Raw genomic sequence first — 15,023 nt, 5'->3', positions numbered from 1 at the left:
ACTGGGGTATAGTAAAAGGGCAGTGTCGCGCAGCGTCCTGGATGCCGGCACATTCACTGCATAGGAGAATCGATCATGCGTAATGTCGAAAGGTTATCCTCCGTCAAGAGTGAACTCCTCGACATCTTCATGAGCATGGAAGTCGCCGAACACGAAAGGCGCTCCCGCACCGCGGCCCAACGCAACCTGCGAGCCCGCCGCGGCATCGAGCTTCATCGGGAATTCAAGCGTCTATCCGAAGACATCGCCGAACTGCCGGAAGACGGCAACGACGACGAAATGCACTGACCCGGTAGACTGAACCAGCACGCGTGGCCGCCGGCCAGACGTGCGCCAGACCGCCAACAACGCGGGTCTGTACCATATTCGGGGCCTGGCCGCTGGCTCGAGCGACGGCCGGCCCATCCCTTGCGAGAATCGCACCGACGAGACTCGCCATCAGGTGTCTGTCGCCTGAAAGCCCCAGGCGCGTCAGAGGCACCGTCAAGCGTCCCTCCTGGCATGCTCTCCCAAATGCATGTCTTTGGCTGCAGGCATCAATGAACAAGCACTGACGGTCGTTGGACTCCCGCTGAGGCCCCACTGCCACCTCGTTGACCTCCGCCTCTGGTCACTCTGTACGGGCAGTCTTGCCCTGCCGCCCGGTTCCGATGGATCGTCTGGCATTGCCTATCAACGCAGAGACCCGGCACAAGGCCGGGTCTCTGGTCTGGCGTGCAGCAATGGCGCCTGTTACAGGCTGGAGATGAACACCACCGCCACACCGATGGGCGCCACGAAGCGGGTCAACAACACCCACAACGTTTCCTTGCCACCGGACAGACCGAGGTCTTCGGCCACGCCTTTGCGGTTGAGGAACCAGCCCGCAAACAGGATGGCACCCAGGCCGGTCAACGGCAGCATGAACTTGCTGGTCAGCTTGTCCAGCAGGTCGAACACCCCGAGACCAAACAGTACCGGGTCACTCCACACGTTGAAGGACAGCAGAGCGGCGATACCCAGCGCCCAGGCGCCGATGCCGGAGACCACCGCCGACGCGGAACGCGACAGCGGCGTGCGCTCTTCGACAAACTCGACCACCGGCTCGAGCAGCGAAATGGCCGAGGTCAGGGCGGCGAAGGTCAGCAGCAGGAAGAACATCAGCCCCAGGATCAGGCCACCGCCCATATTGCCAAAGGCCAGCGGCAGGGTGACGAAGATCAGGCTCGGGCCGGAGGCCAGGTCGAGCTGGTTGGCAAACACGATCGGGAAGATCGCCAGGCCCGCGCCGAGTGCGATCACGGTATCCATGATCACCACGGTGCGTGCGGTCTTGATCAGGTCGACCTTCTCGCCGAGGTAGGAGCCGTAGGCGATCATGATGCCCATGCCCAGTGACAGGGTGAAGAAGGCGTGTCCCAGCGCCGCCAGTACCACCTCACCATTGAGTGCTGACCAGTCCGGGTTGAACAGATAGTTCAACGCCTCACCGAAGTGGCCGGTGGTCATGCCGTAACCCACCAGCACCACCAGCAGCAGCGCCAGGGCCGGCATCAACACGTTGACCGCGCCTTCCAGGCCCTTGGTCACGCCGCGAGCAACGATACCGATGACCAGCAGCATGAAGATGGAGTGCCACAGCAGCAGCAGACCGGGGCTTGCCAGCATGCCGCTGAACAAGGCGCCGATACCATCGGCGTCCTGGCCGCTGAAGTCACCGGTCACGCTACCGAGGGTGTAGTACAGCGACCAGCCACCGATCACGCTGTAGAACGACAGGATCAGGAAGGCACCGATGACCCCGGCGACGCCGACCAGGGCCCAGACCTTGGGCTGACCGGCCTTGGCCGCGACGCTGGCCATGGCATTGACCGGGTTGCTTTGCCCACGCCGACCGATCATCCACTCGGTGACCAGGATCGGCAGGCCGATCAGGCCGATGCACAGCAGGTAGACGAGCACGAAGGCGGCACCACCGCTCTCGCCCACCATGTAGGGAAACTTCCAGATATTACCAAGCCCGACAGCGGAACCGGTGGCGGCGAGGATAAAGGAAAAGCGCGATGACCACTGCGCGTGTGTCGTTTTGGACATAAATCACCCTTCGGATACGTGTCGTCATCGATCGATCGGATGCAATGACGGCGTTGTGTTTGTAGTCGCCACGTCCTCGATGGTCCGGGTCACGGATCCACCGATGTACAAGGGGTCTGACGGATGTCAGCAGGATCACTGCCGGCACAACACTCTTCCCCAGCGCAGGGTTCGCGCTGGTCGAGACCGGTGGGTCCAGGCGAGTCACCATCCAAGGATAAGGAGGCGACCGTCTCTGGCCCGTGGCAAGTGACGAACAGCCGACAAAACTAGCGTATGACAATAACAAACGCCAGCCAACAATGGTCAAAGCAGCTGATTCTGTCGATCTCCCGGAAACCCGGGCAATGCCTGCCACCCCATTCTATCGGCGACTCTGGCGTACAGGTTTCTGGCCTGTTCCGGGGCCTCGCGATTATCCGCCGTATGCACAAAAAGAAAAGGGGTTTTCCCCTGTTTTATCCACAAGGCGAGCTGGTCTATCCAGGGGGTGAAATAGTGCTCGTTGATGGCGCTGTCAAGATGGCCAATGAAACGTATCACAGGAAATTTTGCTGTAGAGAGCACGTGTAGTGGGCGTCTTGGCTTTTCCGCACGAGCCTGGATCAATCCCGAATGGGCCTCAGGCGGTCCGGAAAACAACGGCCTGACATCCAGCATCACGCGATCGGCGCCATGACTTATCAACAGGGCGTTGATATCTCTCTCGGCGCTCCCCTTGTGGAAAAATTCACTGTGGCGCAGTTCTACTGCGCAGGGTACGTCTTGTGGCCAATCTCTTAGAACCTTCTCCAGAGCAGGCACCTCCTCAGGACCAAAGTCCCTGGGGAGCTGAATCATGACCGGCCCGAGGCGGTCCTTCAGTGGCCACAGGGCCTCGACGAAGTCACCCACATCGGTCTCGACCTGGCGCAATCGTTTTGCATGTGTCAGCGCCTGGGGCAGCTTGAAGCAGAAGCGAAAGCCCGGTGGCGCTTGGCGGGACCAGCCTTCCACCGTCCGTGGCCTGGGCGCCCCGCTGTAGAAGGTGGTATTTCCCTCGACGGCGTTGAATACGGCGGCGTAGTCATCGAGCCAACCCTCGCGCCCGGCGTGGGGTGGGTAGAGACCACCACGCCAGTCTGGATTGGCCCACATCGGCAGACCAATGTACATGGGCGGTTGCGCTGATCGATCGTTCAAGAAGGCAGACTCGACGGTTTCAGGGGCGCCAGCATAGCATCGCCCCGCCCGGTGTTGCCGAACGGGAAGATGCTGACAAGCTTCAAGCGGCGCCGAGCGCCGGAGCTTGTTGCCCTCAGCCGGGACTCTGTCCGAAAAGCCGACGGACACAGGGGATTTTCAGCCTACTAGAAGTCGTACTTGGCGGAGAACTGAACCCTGTCCAGGTCGAAGGTATCGCCATCCACCTCATCCAGGTCGTAGCGCTGGTACTCCGCCGACAGCGTGGTGTTGGCAAAGGGCGACCACATCAGGTTGAGAAAGAAGCTGTCGTAGCTGTCGGTGTCATCGCCGGTACCGTTGCTGTCGAGTTCAGTCGCCGAGTAGGCGATGTTCGAGCGCAGCGTGTCGGTCCAGTAGTGACGATAGATGGCCGAGGCGCCCCAGGACTCCACCATCTTGATCTGGCCGTCCTCCACCTTGGCGTTGGGGTAGGCGCCTAGCGCCATGTAGCGTCCCAGGTTGCCATAGTTGGCCTGCAGCATGAGGTCGTCTTTTTCGAACACCGGGAATCGTCCGGTCAGGCTGTAACCGGCCCCCCAGCGACTGTCGTCGTCCTCGGCGTCATCCAGGCTGAAGCGCCTGACCACGGTGGCCGCTGAAACATGCCCCCACTCCTGGTCCACATTGACCCGGGCCACCATGTCCGGGGTGTCCTGGTCGTCGTCGCCGTCCTCGGGATTCTCCACCGCGAACTGCAGGCTGCCCCAATCCAGCGGATAGGTATAGCGAAGCTGTGGCTGGCGCACGAAGATCGAGCCGGTATGGGTACTGAAGGCGTCGATCTCGCCAAGCCCCTTGAGATCCATGAAGGTTGACCAGTACTGCCCGGCCAGCCAGTTGCCCCAGCTCAGGTAGGCGTGGCGCAGCCGCGGCGCGTAGGAGTGAGAAACAAATTCGTTGGCTTCGTCGTCGGCGCCATAGAAGTCCGTCTCGATATAGGTCTTCATGGTATCGCCACCGAGCGGTGTACTGGTACCGAAGCTCAGACGCGTTTCCCGCGCACTGAAACTGACGCGGTTGTCGGCGTCATCGTCGGTGGCGCGCAACAGCCCCGCCGTCACCGTCTCGTTGGCCTTGCCGTCGCTGAGTCCATTGTCGGAGAACGCCGCCTGAGCCTTGATGTAGCCGCCAAAGGACACCGTGGTATCTCCCACCAGGAAGTCGCCACTGTCGGTGCGCTTGACCACGTTCTCGCTGACGTCGGCGACGTCCTGCTGCATGCTGGCCTGCTGGTTGATCAGGTTATCGATCTGGGCCTGCTGCTGTTCAACCAGTTGCATGGCCGCCTGCTGTTGGGCCTTGAGCTGTTCGATCTGGGCCTTCAGGTCATTGAGTTCCTGCATCGACGTCTGCGCCTCGGCCGCGATCGGCATCAGCAGACAAAGGCCCGTTCCCGTCAGCAAGGCGCTTGTGGATCGTAATCCGCTCATCGCCGTCCCCCTTCATTATCGTTGTCGTGGCGGTCGTCATGGCGGCTGTCGCTGAACTGAATCACCGACGCCTGCACGCTCGGAGACCCAGGCATGGCCGGCAAACCACTCGCAGGAATGGCGACCACGTATAACCAAGCGCTTAACTAACGAATATAGGAATGAAGGTTAGAGAACGGTGTTTGATATTGTGCCCAATGAAGCACGAAAAAGAAGCGTCCGAATTAGCAAAACAATAGAAATATATCTTACAAATTCATAATGCTAGAACCGGAAAATATGGAAAATTACGAGCTTTCTTCTTTATCAAGTACCGGTACAGCATATATCGATAGGCAGTAGAAGCGGCGCCTGGCCGACCTCAAGAAAATACCACTGCATCAACGTGCTGTTTTTGTGATCTGGTTCTCGGACCGGCAGCGCGGAGCCTGTCAACACAGATGACACTTGAAATGATTCTGACTCTTTAACACCCTGCCGCCAGGGGCGCCGCATTCCTCTCGGGATTCAGGTGCACTACCTCTGGCAGGCCGAGGTTTCCGATGTCCCAGGACCAACACTCCGGATAAAGCTGCTTTGTCGCCTCAAGACTTCCCGGCGCTGCGCCAGGATACCTTTGGCCTCGCAGCTATGACGCTGACTCGTCGCGCCGTCGGCGATACCTCTCGGCCGACATCACTCTGGAAAGAGCTCTTCGTCACTTCATGTGGATTTGGGCTGCCGGCACCGATCGCGTCACGCTTCTAGCGCCTATCTAGAAAAACTGTGTTCATTACCATCAATGACTTAAACATTGATCTATCGAGCTAGGGGGAGCCATACCCCGGTAGACGGAATATCGCGTTGTCCTCGACCGCACCTCCTGGATCTGCGGCGACACTTGAGCCTACGCTTCCCTCAGCACTACACAACAGGAAGGGAACAAGCCCGACCTCGTGAGGCCGGGCAAAGCTGGATGCAGCAAAACGGGGTCAGTCGACGTTGTTGTGCCAGCAGATAGAGCATCTACAACCAAAGAAAGCCGACAGATTTCGCATGATGAGAGGACTCAGCCACCCCGACGGCGTAACTGACGAAGCTCGCCGTTCAGCGCCTTGATGATGGTGTAGCACATCACAATCATCACCACCGAGAAGGGGATCGCGGTGGCCGTGACTCCGGCCTGGAGCGCCGAGAGTCCGCCGCCGATCAGCAGTACGATGGCAATCAGGCCTTCCACCGTGGCCCAGAACATGCGCTGAGGGCGCGGTGCATCGATCTTGCCACCGGCGGTGATGGTATCGATCACCAGCGAGCCGGAATCCGACGAGGTGACGAAGAAGATCAGCGCCAGGATAATGCCCAGGGTCGACATCAGGCCCGACAGCGGCAGCTCGTTGAGCATGGCGAACAGCGACAGCTCGGGGCTGTAGCTGTCGATCACGTATTCCTTGACCAGGCTACCGGCCGGATTGGCATATAGCTGGTCGAGGGCGGTGGCGCCGAACACGCCCATCCAGATGAAGATGAACAGACTCGGGATCACCAGCACACAGATCACGAACTCACGCACCGTGCGCCCCCGGGAGACGCGGGCGATAAACATGCCGACGAAAGGCGCCCAGCTGATCCACCAGGCCCAGTAGAAGATGGTCCAGGATTGGCGATAGGCGTCGTCCTCGCGGCCGAAGGGGGCCGACAGCGGGATGAACTTCGTCACGTAGGTCTCAAGGCCGGCCCAGAAGCCGGCGAGCGCTGCCAGGGTCGGGCCGGCGAACAGCACGAAGAAGAAGAACAGCACGGCCATTCCCATGTTGATCTCGGAAAGCCGCTTCACGCCACCTTCCAGACCGCGCCACACCGAAACCAGCGCCACTGCGGTGACGGCTGCGATCACGACCACCTGAGTGGTGATGCTGACGTCCAGGCCGAAGACGAAGTTCATGCCGGCGTTGGCCTGCTGAGCGCCGAGGCCGAGCGAGGTGGCCAGGCCAAACAGGGTCGAGAATACCGCCAGGATGTCGATGACGTGGCCCCACCAGCCCCAGACGCGGTCACCCAGCAGCGGGAAGAACGCCGAACGGATGGAGAAGGGCAGGCCCTTGTTGTAGGTAAAGATGGACAGCGCCAGCGCCATCACCACGTAGACGGCCCAGCCGTGGATGCCCCAGTGCAGATAGGTGCCGGCCAGCCCCATGGCGGTGGCGTCGGCGATGGCCTCAGCGTTCAGTTCCCCGTCGCTGCCGAAGGGCGAGGGCGTGCCTAGCGGCGAGGAGACGTTGGCGTGATAGACCGGTTCCAGCACGCCGAAGAACAGCAGGCCGATGCCAATGCCGGCCGCGAACAGCATCGCAAACCAGGACAGGTAGCCATACTCCGGCGTGGCGTCGGGGCCGCCCAGGCGGACCTTGCCGTATGGCAGCACGACCAGTGCCAGACAGAACAGGATGAAGCCGTCCACCACGATCATGAAGTAGCTGTCGAGGGTGCCGGTGGAGAAGCTGACAATGGACTGAAATAGATTACCGGCTCGCTCGGGGAACAGCAGCGTCAGCACGATGAAGACAATCGAGGCCAGCGCCGAGATGGCGAAGACCCGGTTATGTATATCGAAGCCGATAGGCCCCAGGCTGCCCTCGAAGTTGTCCTGCCCGACGGTATAGTCCGTCTGCATGTCGTCCGAAACCGGGGTTGGAGCCTGCTCGCTTTGAGTACTCATGAATGATGCTCCTGTGGATGGAAACACACTGGCCGAGTGAGTCTCGCACACGTCAGCTGTTGCGTGTGACAGGACAAGCGATGAGAGCTGAGGCTCCCTTACCAGTAGCGGAAAGATTGAGCTCTCGGCGTCAATATGTGCACCGGAAACAGCAGCCCTCCCCTGAAACCCTCTACCCCGTGCAGGTCAGCACAACAGGGGGGACCGCAAATAACGCGTGGAAATATCAACGAAAGCGACGCCGCTTTCCGTTCAACGCCTTGATCACTGTATAGCACATCAGAATCATCACCACCGAGAACGCAACGAGATATCGTCAAATCCGGTGCCGGGCTATTTGGCGGCAGTCCTGTCTGATTGATCGGTGACTTGCTCTCCATCCCTGAACTGAAGTGGCCCCCATTCCCAAGCAAAAAGAGCGCGGGACACCGGGGTGTCACCGCACTCTCTTTAGCCTCCAAGAACAAGAACGGACTGCATCAACACCTTCTCTGGAGTTGATGGGAAGATTTCCCTTCCGTCACGCCGAGTCTGCGACCGCTGCCATACTATCGCCCGACGGTATGTCTACTCCACCGTCACCGACTTGGCCAGATTGCGCGGCTGATCGACATCGGTCCCCTTGAGCACCGCCACGTGGTACGACAATAGCTGCAGCGGCAGGGTGTAGAGGATCGGCGCCAGTGCCTCGTGGACGTGGGGCAGGTGCAGCACCTGGATGCCCTCGCTGGCGTTCAGGCCGACATTCTCGTCGGCGAACACGTACAACTCGCCGCCTCGAGCCTTGACCTCCTGCAGGTTGGACTTGAGCTTGTCGAGCAATTCGTCGTTGGGCGCCACCGAGATCACCGGCATCTCGCTGTCCACCAGCGCCAGAGGGCCGTGCTTGAGCTCGCCCGCCGGGTAGGCCTCGGCGTGAATGTAGGAAATTTCCTTGAGCTTCAAGGCGCCTTCCTGGGCGATGGGGAAGTGGGCGCCACGTCCCAGGAACAGCGCATGGTGCTTCTCGGCGAAGGCCATGGATAGCCGCTCGATGGCCTCGTCCAGGCCCAGCACCTGGCTGCACAGCGCCGGCAGGGTCCGCAGAGCGGCGACGATCTCGGCCTGCTCGTCCTCGTCCATGCCCCGCACCCGGCCAAGCGCCAGGGCGAACAGCATCAGCGCGGTCAACTGGGTGGTGAAGGCCTTGGTGGAGGCCACACCGATCTCGGGGCCGGCCTGGGTCATCAGGCTCAGGTCGGCCTCGCGCACCAGCGAGCTGCCCGGTACGTTGCAGATACCCAGGCTGCCCAGGTAGTTGTCCTGCTCCATGGCAAACCGCAGCGCGGCCAGGGTGTCGGCGGTCTCGCCGGACTGGGACAGGGTCACGAACAGGGTGCCCTGGGGCACCACCACCTGGCGGTAGCGATACTCGGAGGCGACCTCCACCTGCACCGGGATGCCGGTGTAGCGCTCGAGCCAGTAGCGCGCCACCATGCCGGCGTGATAGCTGGTGCCGCAGGCCACGATATGGATCTGGCGGACCTGCTGGAACAGTCCCTCGGCATCGGGGCCGAAGCTTTCCACCAGCACCGAGCGGTCGCCCAGGCGGCCTTCCAGCGCCGCGGCGATCACCGCCGGCTGTTCGTGGATCTCCTTGAGCATGAAGTGGCGGTACTCGCCCTTGCTGGCGGCGCCGTCACCATGCTCGAAGGTCTGGACCTCACGCTCGACGGCGGTCCCCTCGGCATCGAAGATCTCGATGCGACCATTGGCGGACAGGCGCACCACGTCGCCTTCACGCAGATAGATGAAGCGATCGGTCACCGGCAGCAGCGCCAGCGGGTCAGACGCCAGGAAGGCCTCACCGATGCCGACGCCGACCACCAGCGGGCTGCCCTTGCGCGCGCCGACCACCACATCGGGCTCGTCCACCGCCATGACCCCCAGGGCGTAGGCGCCATCGAGGCCGGCGACGACCCGCTGGAAGGCGCTGAGCAGATCACCGTCGAGGCGAGACTCACGCTCCAGCAGGTGGGCGATCACCTCGGTATCGGTCTCGGACTCGAACACATAGCCCTGATCGGTGAGTTCCCGACGCAGCTGCTCGTGATTCTCGATGATGCCGTTATGCACCACCGCCAGGCGATCACGCGACTGGTGGGGATGGGCGTTGGGCTCGCTGGGGCGACCGTGGGTCGCCCAGCGGGTGTGAGCAATACCGCTGAGCCCCGGCAGCGCCGAATCCTCCAGTCGCGCCTCGAGCGCGGCCACCTTGCCCACCGCGCGCTGGCGCACCAGTTCTCCCTCGGGGCTGCGCACCGCCATGCCGGCACTGTCATAGCCGCGGTACTCGAGGCGCTTGAGGCCTTCGAGCAGAATGTTCTGTACGTTGCGCTGGGCCACCGCGGCGACGATGCCACACATAGGGGTCACTCCTTGAGAGATTCGTTATTGGCTACCGCTGACCAGCAATCGAGAGGGGGCCGCAACGGCAGAATCGGGCGGAAGCGTCCGTCAATCCTCGTCCTTGGTCGGCCGCGGCCAGTTGGCCTTGGCGATCTGGCGGGACCTCGTCACCGCCAGGCTATGATCGGCGACGTCGCGGCTGATGGTGGAGCCGGCACCGACGGTGGCGCCCTCGCCGACACTGACCGGGGCTACCAGCGCCGAATTGGACCCGATGAAGGCGGCGTCACCGATCTCGGTGCGGTGCTTGTTGGCACCGTCATAGTTGCAGGTGATGGTGCCGGCGCCGATATTGACCTCGCGTCCCAGGCGGGCGTCACCCACGTAGCTCAGGTGGTTGATCTTGCTGCCCTCGCCCACTTCGGCGTTCTTGGTTTCGACAAAGTTACCGACCTTGGCCTTGACCGCCAGGCGCGAGCCAGGACGCAGCCGGGCGAAGGGACCGATCTGGTTCAGCCCGGCCAATACTGCACCGTCGACGATGCTGTGGGCCTCGATGACGCTTTCGGCGCCAACATGGCTGTTGCGTACCACCGAGTAGGGGCCGATGCGCACACCTTCGCCGAGCTCCACCTCGCCTTCGAACACACAACCCACGTCGATGAAGACGTCGTGCCCGCAAGTCAGCTTGCCACGCACGTCGAGACGGTCTGGGTCGGCCAGGGCCACGCCCTTTTCCATCAGCGCCTCGGCGATGTCACGCTGGTATGCTCGCTCGAGACGCGCCATCTGGGCGCGATTGTTGACGCCTTCGACCTCCATCGGCCGTGCCGGCTGGGCGGTGGCCACCTCAATGCCCTCGGCGGCGGCCATGGCGATCACATCGGTCAGGTAGTACTCGCCCTGGGCGTTGTCCGACGACAGCTCAGGCAACCAGCGCTTCAGCTGGGCGCTGGTCATGGCCATGATGCCGGTGTTGCACTCGGTGATCGCAAGCTCGCTTTCAGAGGCATCCTTCTGCTCGACGATGGCCACCACCTTGCCTTGGTCGTCACGCACGATGCGGCCGTATCCCGCCGGGTCGTCCAGGGTAACGGTCAGAAGTCCCATGTGGCGCTCGTCCACCTGCTCCAGCAAGGCCGCCAGCGTTTGCCGACGGATCAGCGGCACGTCACCGTAGAGCACCAGCACCTTGCCATCGCCAAGCTGGCCCAGCGCCTGCGCGACGGCGTGACCGGTACCCTTCTGCTCGGCCTGATGGGAAAAGCGAACCTCGGTGTCGGCCAGGGCATCGCGAACCCGCTCGCCACCGTGCCCGATGACCACGTGGGTGCGATCCGCATCGAGACCCCGGGCGGTATCGACCACATGACGGACCATCGGCTTGCCCGCCAGGGTATGCAGCACCTTGGGCAGGCTCGAGCGCATGCGGGTGCCCTGTCCGGCGGCGAGAATCACCACATCGAGGCTCATCGTGACTCCTTGTCTAAAACAAAAGATCGAAGCAAATATCGCAACAGTAGCGAACCGACCAACGGTTTCAGTGATCCGTCGTGAGAGGCCAGCGCTACTATTCTAGCGGGGTGTCGACATCCGTCACCACCGTCAGCCCCAGGGTATCGACCATCTCCTGCCCAAAGCGCGTCACAAAGGCGGGGCTGACCCGACTTTCCCAGCCCTCACCCTGACGCACCAGCATCACCACCGGCAACTCCTGGTCGATGGCGGCCTGCATGCCTTCCTCTTCGCCCATCACGCTCAGCGCGGTGGCCCAGGCGTCGGCCCAGGCATTGGACGGATGCACCACCGTCACCGAGGCCAGCCGATGGGTGATGGGGCGCCCTGTGCGGGGGTCGATGGTATGGGAGTAGCGCTTGCCATCGGCCTCGAAGTAGTGACGGTAGTCACCGGAAGTCGCCACCGAGACATCATCGAGGCCGACCACGTGCTGAGCCTTGGGCGCGCCGTTCTCGGGCACCTCGATACCGATGCGCCACAGCCCCTTGCCGCCGTCACGCCGTCCCTTGACCTTGACCTCTCCGCCAAGATTGACCAGGTAGTTGGCGATACCCTGACGATCCAGATAGGCCGCCACCTCGTCGGTGGCGAACCCCTTGGCCACCCCGGACAGATCGATGTAGACGTCACGCAGGCGACGGGCCTGGGCCTCGGCGGTGTCGATCTCGAGCGCGTCCATGCCGACCTGGGTCAGGCGCTGCTCGAGTACGTTTTCCTCGGGGATTTCCCGGGGCCGGGCCTCGGGGCCAAAGCTCCACAGATTGACCAGGCTACCGACGGTGACGTCGAAGGCGCCGTGGCTCTGCTGGTTGACCGACTGGCTGATGGCCAGCACCTCCATGAATTCGTCGGAGATCGGCTGCCATTGCCCCAGCGGTGACTGATTGAAGGCGGACAGCTCCGAATCCTCGCGCCAGGTCGACATGGAGGCGTCGACCGCGTGCATCTCGTCGAGTACGCCCTGCTCGATCTCCTCGACCTGCTCGCGTGTCAGCGGGTCGGCCAGGGTGATCTGGTAGAAGGTGCCGAAGATGTCGCCTTCCAGGGTGATCGGCGAACGGGTAGTGGTCTCTTCGCTGCAACCGGACACCAGCAGTGCCATCAGGAGGGGCGCCAGCCAGGTTGTCAGCCATCCACGCCGAGCGGTCTTGAATCCAGTCATGAGGGGTCTCTTCAGATATATCAGCCAAACAGCCAGATCAGGGCGATACCAAGCAGCAGGCGATAGACGACGAAGGGCTGCATGCCGATGCGCTTGATGAACGACAGGAAGAAATGGATGCACAGGTAGGCGCTGACGCCGGCCAGCAGCGTGCCGAGCGCCATGTCACCCCAGTGCACATCGACACCCGTCTGAATCAGCTCGCAGGCTTCGAGCCCTCCCGCCAGCACGATCACCGGAATCGACAGCAGAAACGAGAAGCGGGCCGCGGCTTCGCGCCCCATGCCCAGCATCAGTGCCACGGTGATGGTGATGCCGGAGCGCGAAGTGCCTGGGATCAGCGCCAGCGCCTGGCCAATGCCGATCCATAGGGCATCGCTCCAGCGCAGCTGATACTCGCTGCGCGAACCCCTGAAGCGCCAGTCGGCCAGCCCCAGCAGCAGGCCGAAGAAGATCAGACCGAACGCCAGCACCATGGGCGAGCGGGCATACTGCTCGATGACGTCCTTGAACAGCAGTCCGGCCAGCCCCACCGGAACGGTGGCGAGGATCACCCACCAGGCCAGCCGAGCGTCCTGATCGGTGCCGCGACCGGCGACGCTGGCACACCAGCTCGACAGCATGCGCAGGATCTCGTCGCGGAAATAGATGACCACCGCGCCAAGGCTACCCAGGTGCAGGGCCACGTCGAAGGCCAGTCCCTGGTCCGGCCAGTCGCTGAACACGGGGACCAGTATCAGGTGGGCGGAGCTCGATACCGGAAGAAATTCGGTGATTCCCTGAATCAGGGAGAGAACGACAATCTGTAGCCAATCCATGGAGTGACCCGTAAGCGAGGGGTAACAGGCAAAACGCCCGCAAGAGCATACACTCCACGGGCGTTCTTGTCCGCTGTCAGGGGGCCCCTGGCCGCCCCCGCTGCGGTCGATCAAGTTCCCATCAGTACCAGCGTGGCGATGGAAAAGTAGATGACCACCCCGGAGGCGTCGATCAGGGTGGTGACCAGCGGTGCCGAGGCGGTGGCCGGATCCCAGCCCAGCCGATCGAGCACGAACGGCAGGCACATGCCGAGCAGGCTGCCGAACAAGACGATGCAGATCATGCTGATGGCCACCACCAAGGCCACCGCCTCACCACCTCTAATGACCCCGATGGGGGCCACCGCCAGGGCCATGGTCAGTCCCAGCGAGCCTGCCACCAGCAGTTCTCGGCCGAGCAGCTTGCTCCAGTCCTTGATGCCGACGTCACCGGTGGCCATGCCTCGCACCATCAGGGTGGCGGCCTGGGCGCCGGCATTGCCACCGCTGCCGATCAACAGCGGCAGAAAGAACACCAGGGTCACCTGGGCGGCGATGGTGTCCTCGAAGTGGGCGATGCCGGCTCCCGAGAAGAGGTTGCCGAACACCAGCAATACCAGCCAGATCACTCGCTTGCGATACAGGCTCCACAGCGGCACCCGGGACACGCCACCTTCCAGCTGACCGATCGACATGCCCTTGTGGATGTCCTCGGTGGCCTCGGACTCGACCACGTCCATGGCGTCGTCGTGGGTGACGATGCCGACCAGTCGCTCGTCGGTGTCCGTCACCGGCAACGCCAGCAGGTCGTAGCGTGCCACCACCCGGGCGACCTCTTCCTGCTCGGCGTCCACACCGATGCTGATGACGTCGTGGATCATCAGCTCGTCGATGATCGCCTGGGGCCGTGCCACCATCAGCTGTCTCAGTGACATGGTGCCGGCCAGGCGGCCGTGCTCGTCCACCACGTACAGCTGGTAGACGGTCTCGGCGTCGGGTGCGGTCTGGCGCACCCGCATCATCGCCCGGGACACGGTGAGCCCCATCGGGATCGCCACATAGTCGGCGGTCATCAGGGCGCCGGCGGTGCCCTCTTCGTAGCTCGCCAGGCGCTTGAGCGCCTCGCGCTCGCGCCGCGCCATGCGCCGTAACAGCGCCTCCTTGCGATCATCTCCCAGCACCTTGAACAGGTCGGCACGTTCGTCCGAGCCCATCTTGTCGAGGATCCGCGACAGCCAGGCGTCCTCGATGCGCGACGCCATGGCATCCTGGGCCTCGAACGGCAGGTGACCAAACACGCTGGCCTGGCGCCCCACCGGCAGGCAGGCCAACAGCGCCACGGCGCTGTCCAGGCGGTCCTCATCCTCGATCATTCGCTCGAGGATCTCGGCCAGATCCGCCGAGCGAATCTCGGGCAGGCGGGCTTCCAGCGTCTTGCTGTCGCGGGGATCGAGGGCACGCAGCAGCACCTGCTTGTGCGCATCCAGGCTGGGGGTCAGATTCATGGGCGTCTCCTCATGGCCGGCGTCCTTGCCGCAAATCGCTGAGGCGCAGTGTCCCCAAGAGACGACCTATCGGGGCTGCTCGAAAAGGCGACATGATGCCATGTCTGGATGAACATTAGACACAAGGCAAGCAACGAAGCAGCGTCAGTCGCGGTTCGCTGCCGTCATCACCAACGAAAACGCCCCCCGAATGTCAGCCATTCGGGGGGCGTGGGGCATCGGCGCCAG

General features: G+C 62.6%; 10 protein-coding genes. 1 reads left to right on the top strand and 9 read right to left on the bottom strand.

Features of this window, described 5'->3' with window-relative positions; all coding sequences use genetic code 11:
- The first annotated feature begins 75 nt into the window (after nucleotides 1-75).
- Nucleotides 76-288: a PA3496 family putative envelope integrity protein gene (locus NH448_RS01240; RefSeq protein ID WP_045994480.1), complete on the top strand. Its 213-nt coding sequence runs from the start codon at nucleotides 76-78 to the stop codon at nucleotides 286-288.
- Between the two features lie 444 nt (nucleotides 289-732).
- Here NH448_RS01240 and NH448_RS01235 read toward each other — a convergent pair whose 3' ends face one another.
- The 9 genes from NH448_RS01235 to mgtE all read right to left on the bottom strand — a co-directional run bounded on the left by NH448_RS01235 (nucleotide 733) and on the right by mgtE (nucleotide 14,795).
- The gene (locus tag NH448_RS01235; RefSeq protein WP_045994479.1) at nucleotides 733-2,073 is read right to left on the bottom strand and encodes a sodium-dependent transporter; all 1,341 of its coding nucleotides are present in this window, start codon (nucleotides 2,071-2,073) and stop codon (nucleotides 733-735) included.
- Nucleotides 2,074-2,379: 306 nt separating this feature from the next.
- A complete protein-coding gene (locus NH448_RS01230; RefSeq protein WP_045994478.1) occupies nucleotides 2,380-3,228 on the bottom strand; it encodes a DUF72 domain-containing protein in 849 nt (282 codons plus the stop codon).
- 194 nt (nucleotides 3,229-3,422) lie between these two features.
- Nucleotides 3,423-4,727: a DcaP family trimeric outer membrane transporter gene (locus tag NH448_RS01225; protein ID WP_253028354.1), complete on the bottom strand. Its 1,305-nt coding sequence runs from the start codon at nucleotides 4,725-4,727 to the stop codon at nucleotides 3,423-3,425.
- Nucleotides 4,728-5,775: 1,048 nt separating this feature from the next.
- A complete protein-coding gene (locus NH448_RS01220) occupies nucleotides 5,776-7,425 on the bottom strand; it encodes a BCCT family transporter (protein ID WP_108131965.1) in 1,650 nt (549 codons plus the stop codon).
- Nucleotides 7,426-7,992: 567 nt separating this feature from the next.
- Nucleotides 7,993-9,831: a glutamine--fructose-6-phosphate transaminase (isomerizing) gene (gene glmS / locus NH448_RS01215; protein ID WP_045992701.1), complete on the bottom strand. Its 1,839-nt coding sequence runs from the start codon at nucleotides 9,829-9,831 to the stop codon at nucleotides 7,993-7,995.
- A gap of 90 nt (nucleotides 9,832-9,921) precedes the next feature.
- Nucleotides 9,922-11,286 carry a bifunctional UDP-N-acetylglucosamine diphosphorylase/glucosamine-1-phosphate N-acetyltransferase GlmU gene (gene glmU, locus NH448_RS01210; RefSeq protein ID WP_045992702.1) on the bottom strand — a complete coding sequence of 455 codons (1,365 nt, stop codon included), beginning with the start codon at nucleotides 11,284-11,286 and terminating at the stop codon, nucleotides 9,922-9,924.
- A 97-nt stretch (nucleotides 11,287-11,383) separates the two neighbouring features.
- Complete coding sequence (locus NH448_RS01205; RefSeq protein ID WP_253028353.1) at nucleotides 11,384-12,493, bottom strand: FAD:protein FMN transferase; 1,110 nt, start codon at nucleotides 12,491-12,493, stop codon at nucleotides 11,384-11,386.
- A gap of 20 nt (nucleotides 12,494-12,513) precedes the next feature.
- Complete coding sequence (locus NH448_RS01200) at nucleotides 12,514-13,311, bottom strand: undecaprenyl-diphosphate phosphatase (protein WP_045992704.1); 798 nt, start codon at nucleotides 13,309-13,311, stop codon at nucleotides 12,514-12,516.
- A 110-nt stretch (nucleotides 13,312-13,421) separates the two neighbouring features.
- Nucleotides 13,422-14,795 carry a magnesium transporter gene (gene mgtE, locus NH448_RS01195; RefSeq protein WP_045992705.1) on the bottom strand — a complete coding sequence of 458 codons (1,374 nt, stop codon included), beginning with the start codon at nucleotides 14,793-14,795 and terminating at the stop codon, nucleotides 13,422-13,424.
- Nucleotides 14,796-15,023: the final 228 nt, after the last annotated feature.

Source organism: Halomonas sp. OfavH-34-E (genome assembly GCF_024124525.1).
In the GTDB taxonomy this organism is placed as follows: Bacteria; Pseudomonadota; Gammaproteobacteria; order Pseudomonadales; family Halomonadaceae; genus Halomonas; species Halomonas litopenaei.
This window is presented reverse-complemented; position numbering and strand designations above follow the sequence as displayed.

Bases quoted from the DNA above. Each gene is read 5' to 3' on its own strand.
- glmS (WP_045992701.1), bottom strand. From the start codon at position 9,831: ATGTGTGGCATCGTCGCCGCGGTGGCCCAGCGCAACGTACAGAACATT.
- NH448_RS01205 (WP_253028353.1), bottom strand. From the start codon at position 12,493: ATGACTGGATTCAAGACCGCTCGGCGTGGATGGCTGACAACCTGGCTG.
- mgtE (WP_045992705.1), bottom strand. From the start codon at position 14,795: ATGAATCTGACCCCCAGCCTGGATGCGCACAAGCAGGTGCTGCTGCGT.
- NH448_RS01230 (WP_045994478.1), bottom strand. From the start codon at position 3,228: ATGTACATTGGTCTGCCGATGTGGGCCAATCCAGACTGGCGTGGTGGT.
- NH448_RS01240 (WP_045994480.1), top strand. From the start codon at position 76: ATGCGTAATGTCGAAAGGTTATCCTCCGTCAAGAGTGAACTCCTCGAC.
- NH448_RS01200 (WP_045992704.1), bottom strand. From the start codon at position 13,311: ATGGATTGGCTACAGATTGTCGTTCTCTCCCTGATTCAGGGAATCACC.
- NH448_RS01225 (WP_253028354.1), bottom strand. From the start codon at position 4,727: ATGAGCGGATTACGATCCACAAGCGCCTTGCTGACGGGAACGGGCCTT.
- NH448_RS01235 (WP_045994479.1), bottom strand. From the start codon at position 2,073: ATGTCCAAAACGACACACGCGCAGTGGTCATCGCGCTTTTCCTTTATC.
- NH448_RS01220 (WP_108131965.1), bottom strand. From the start codon at position 7,425: ATGAGTACTCAAAGCGAGCAGGCTCCAACCCCGGTTTCGGACGACATG.
- glmU (WP_045992702.1), bottom strand. From the start codon at position 11,286: ATGAGCCTCGATGTGGTGATTCTCGCCGCCGGACAGGGCACCCGCATG.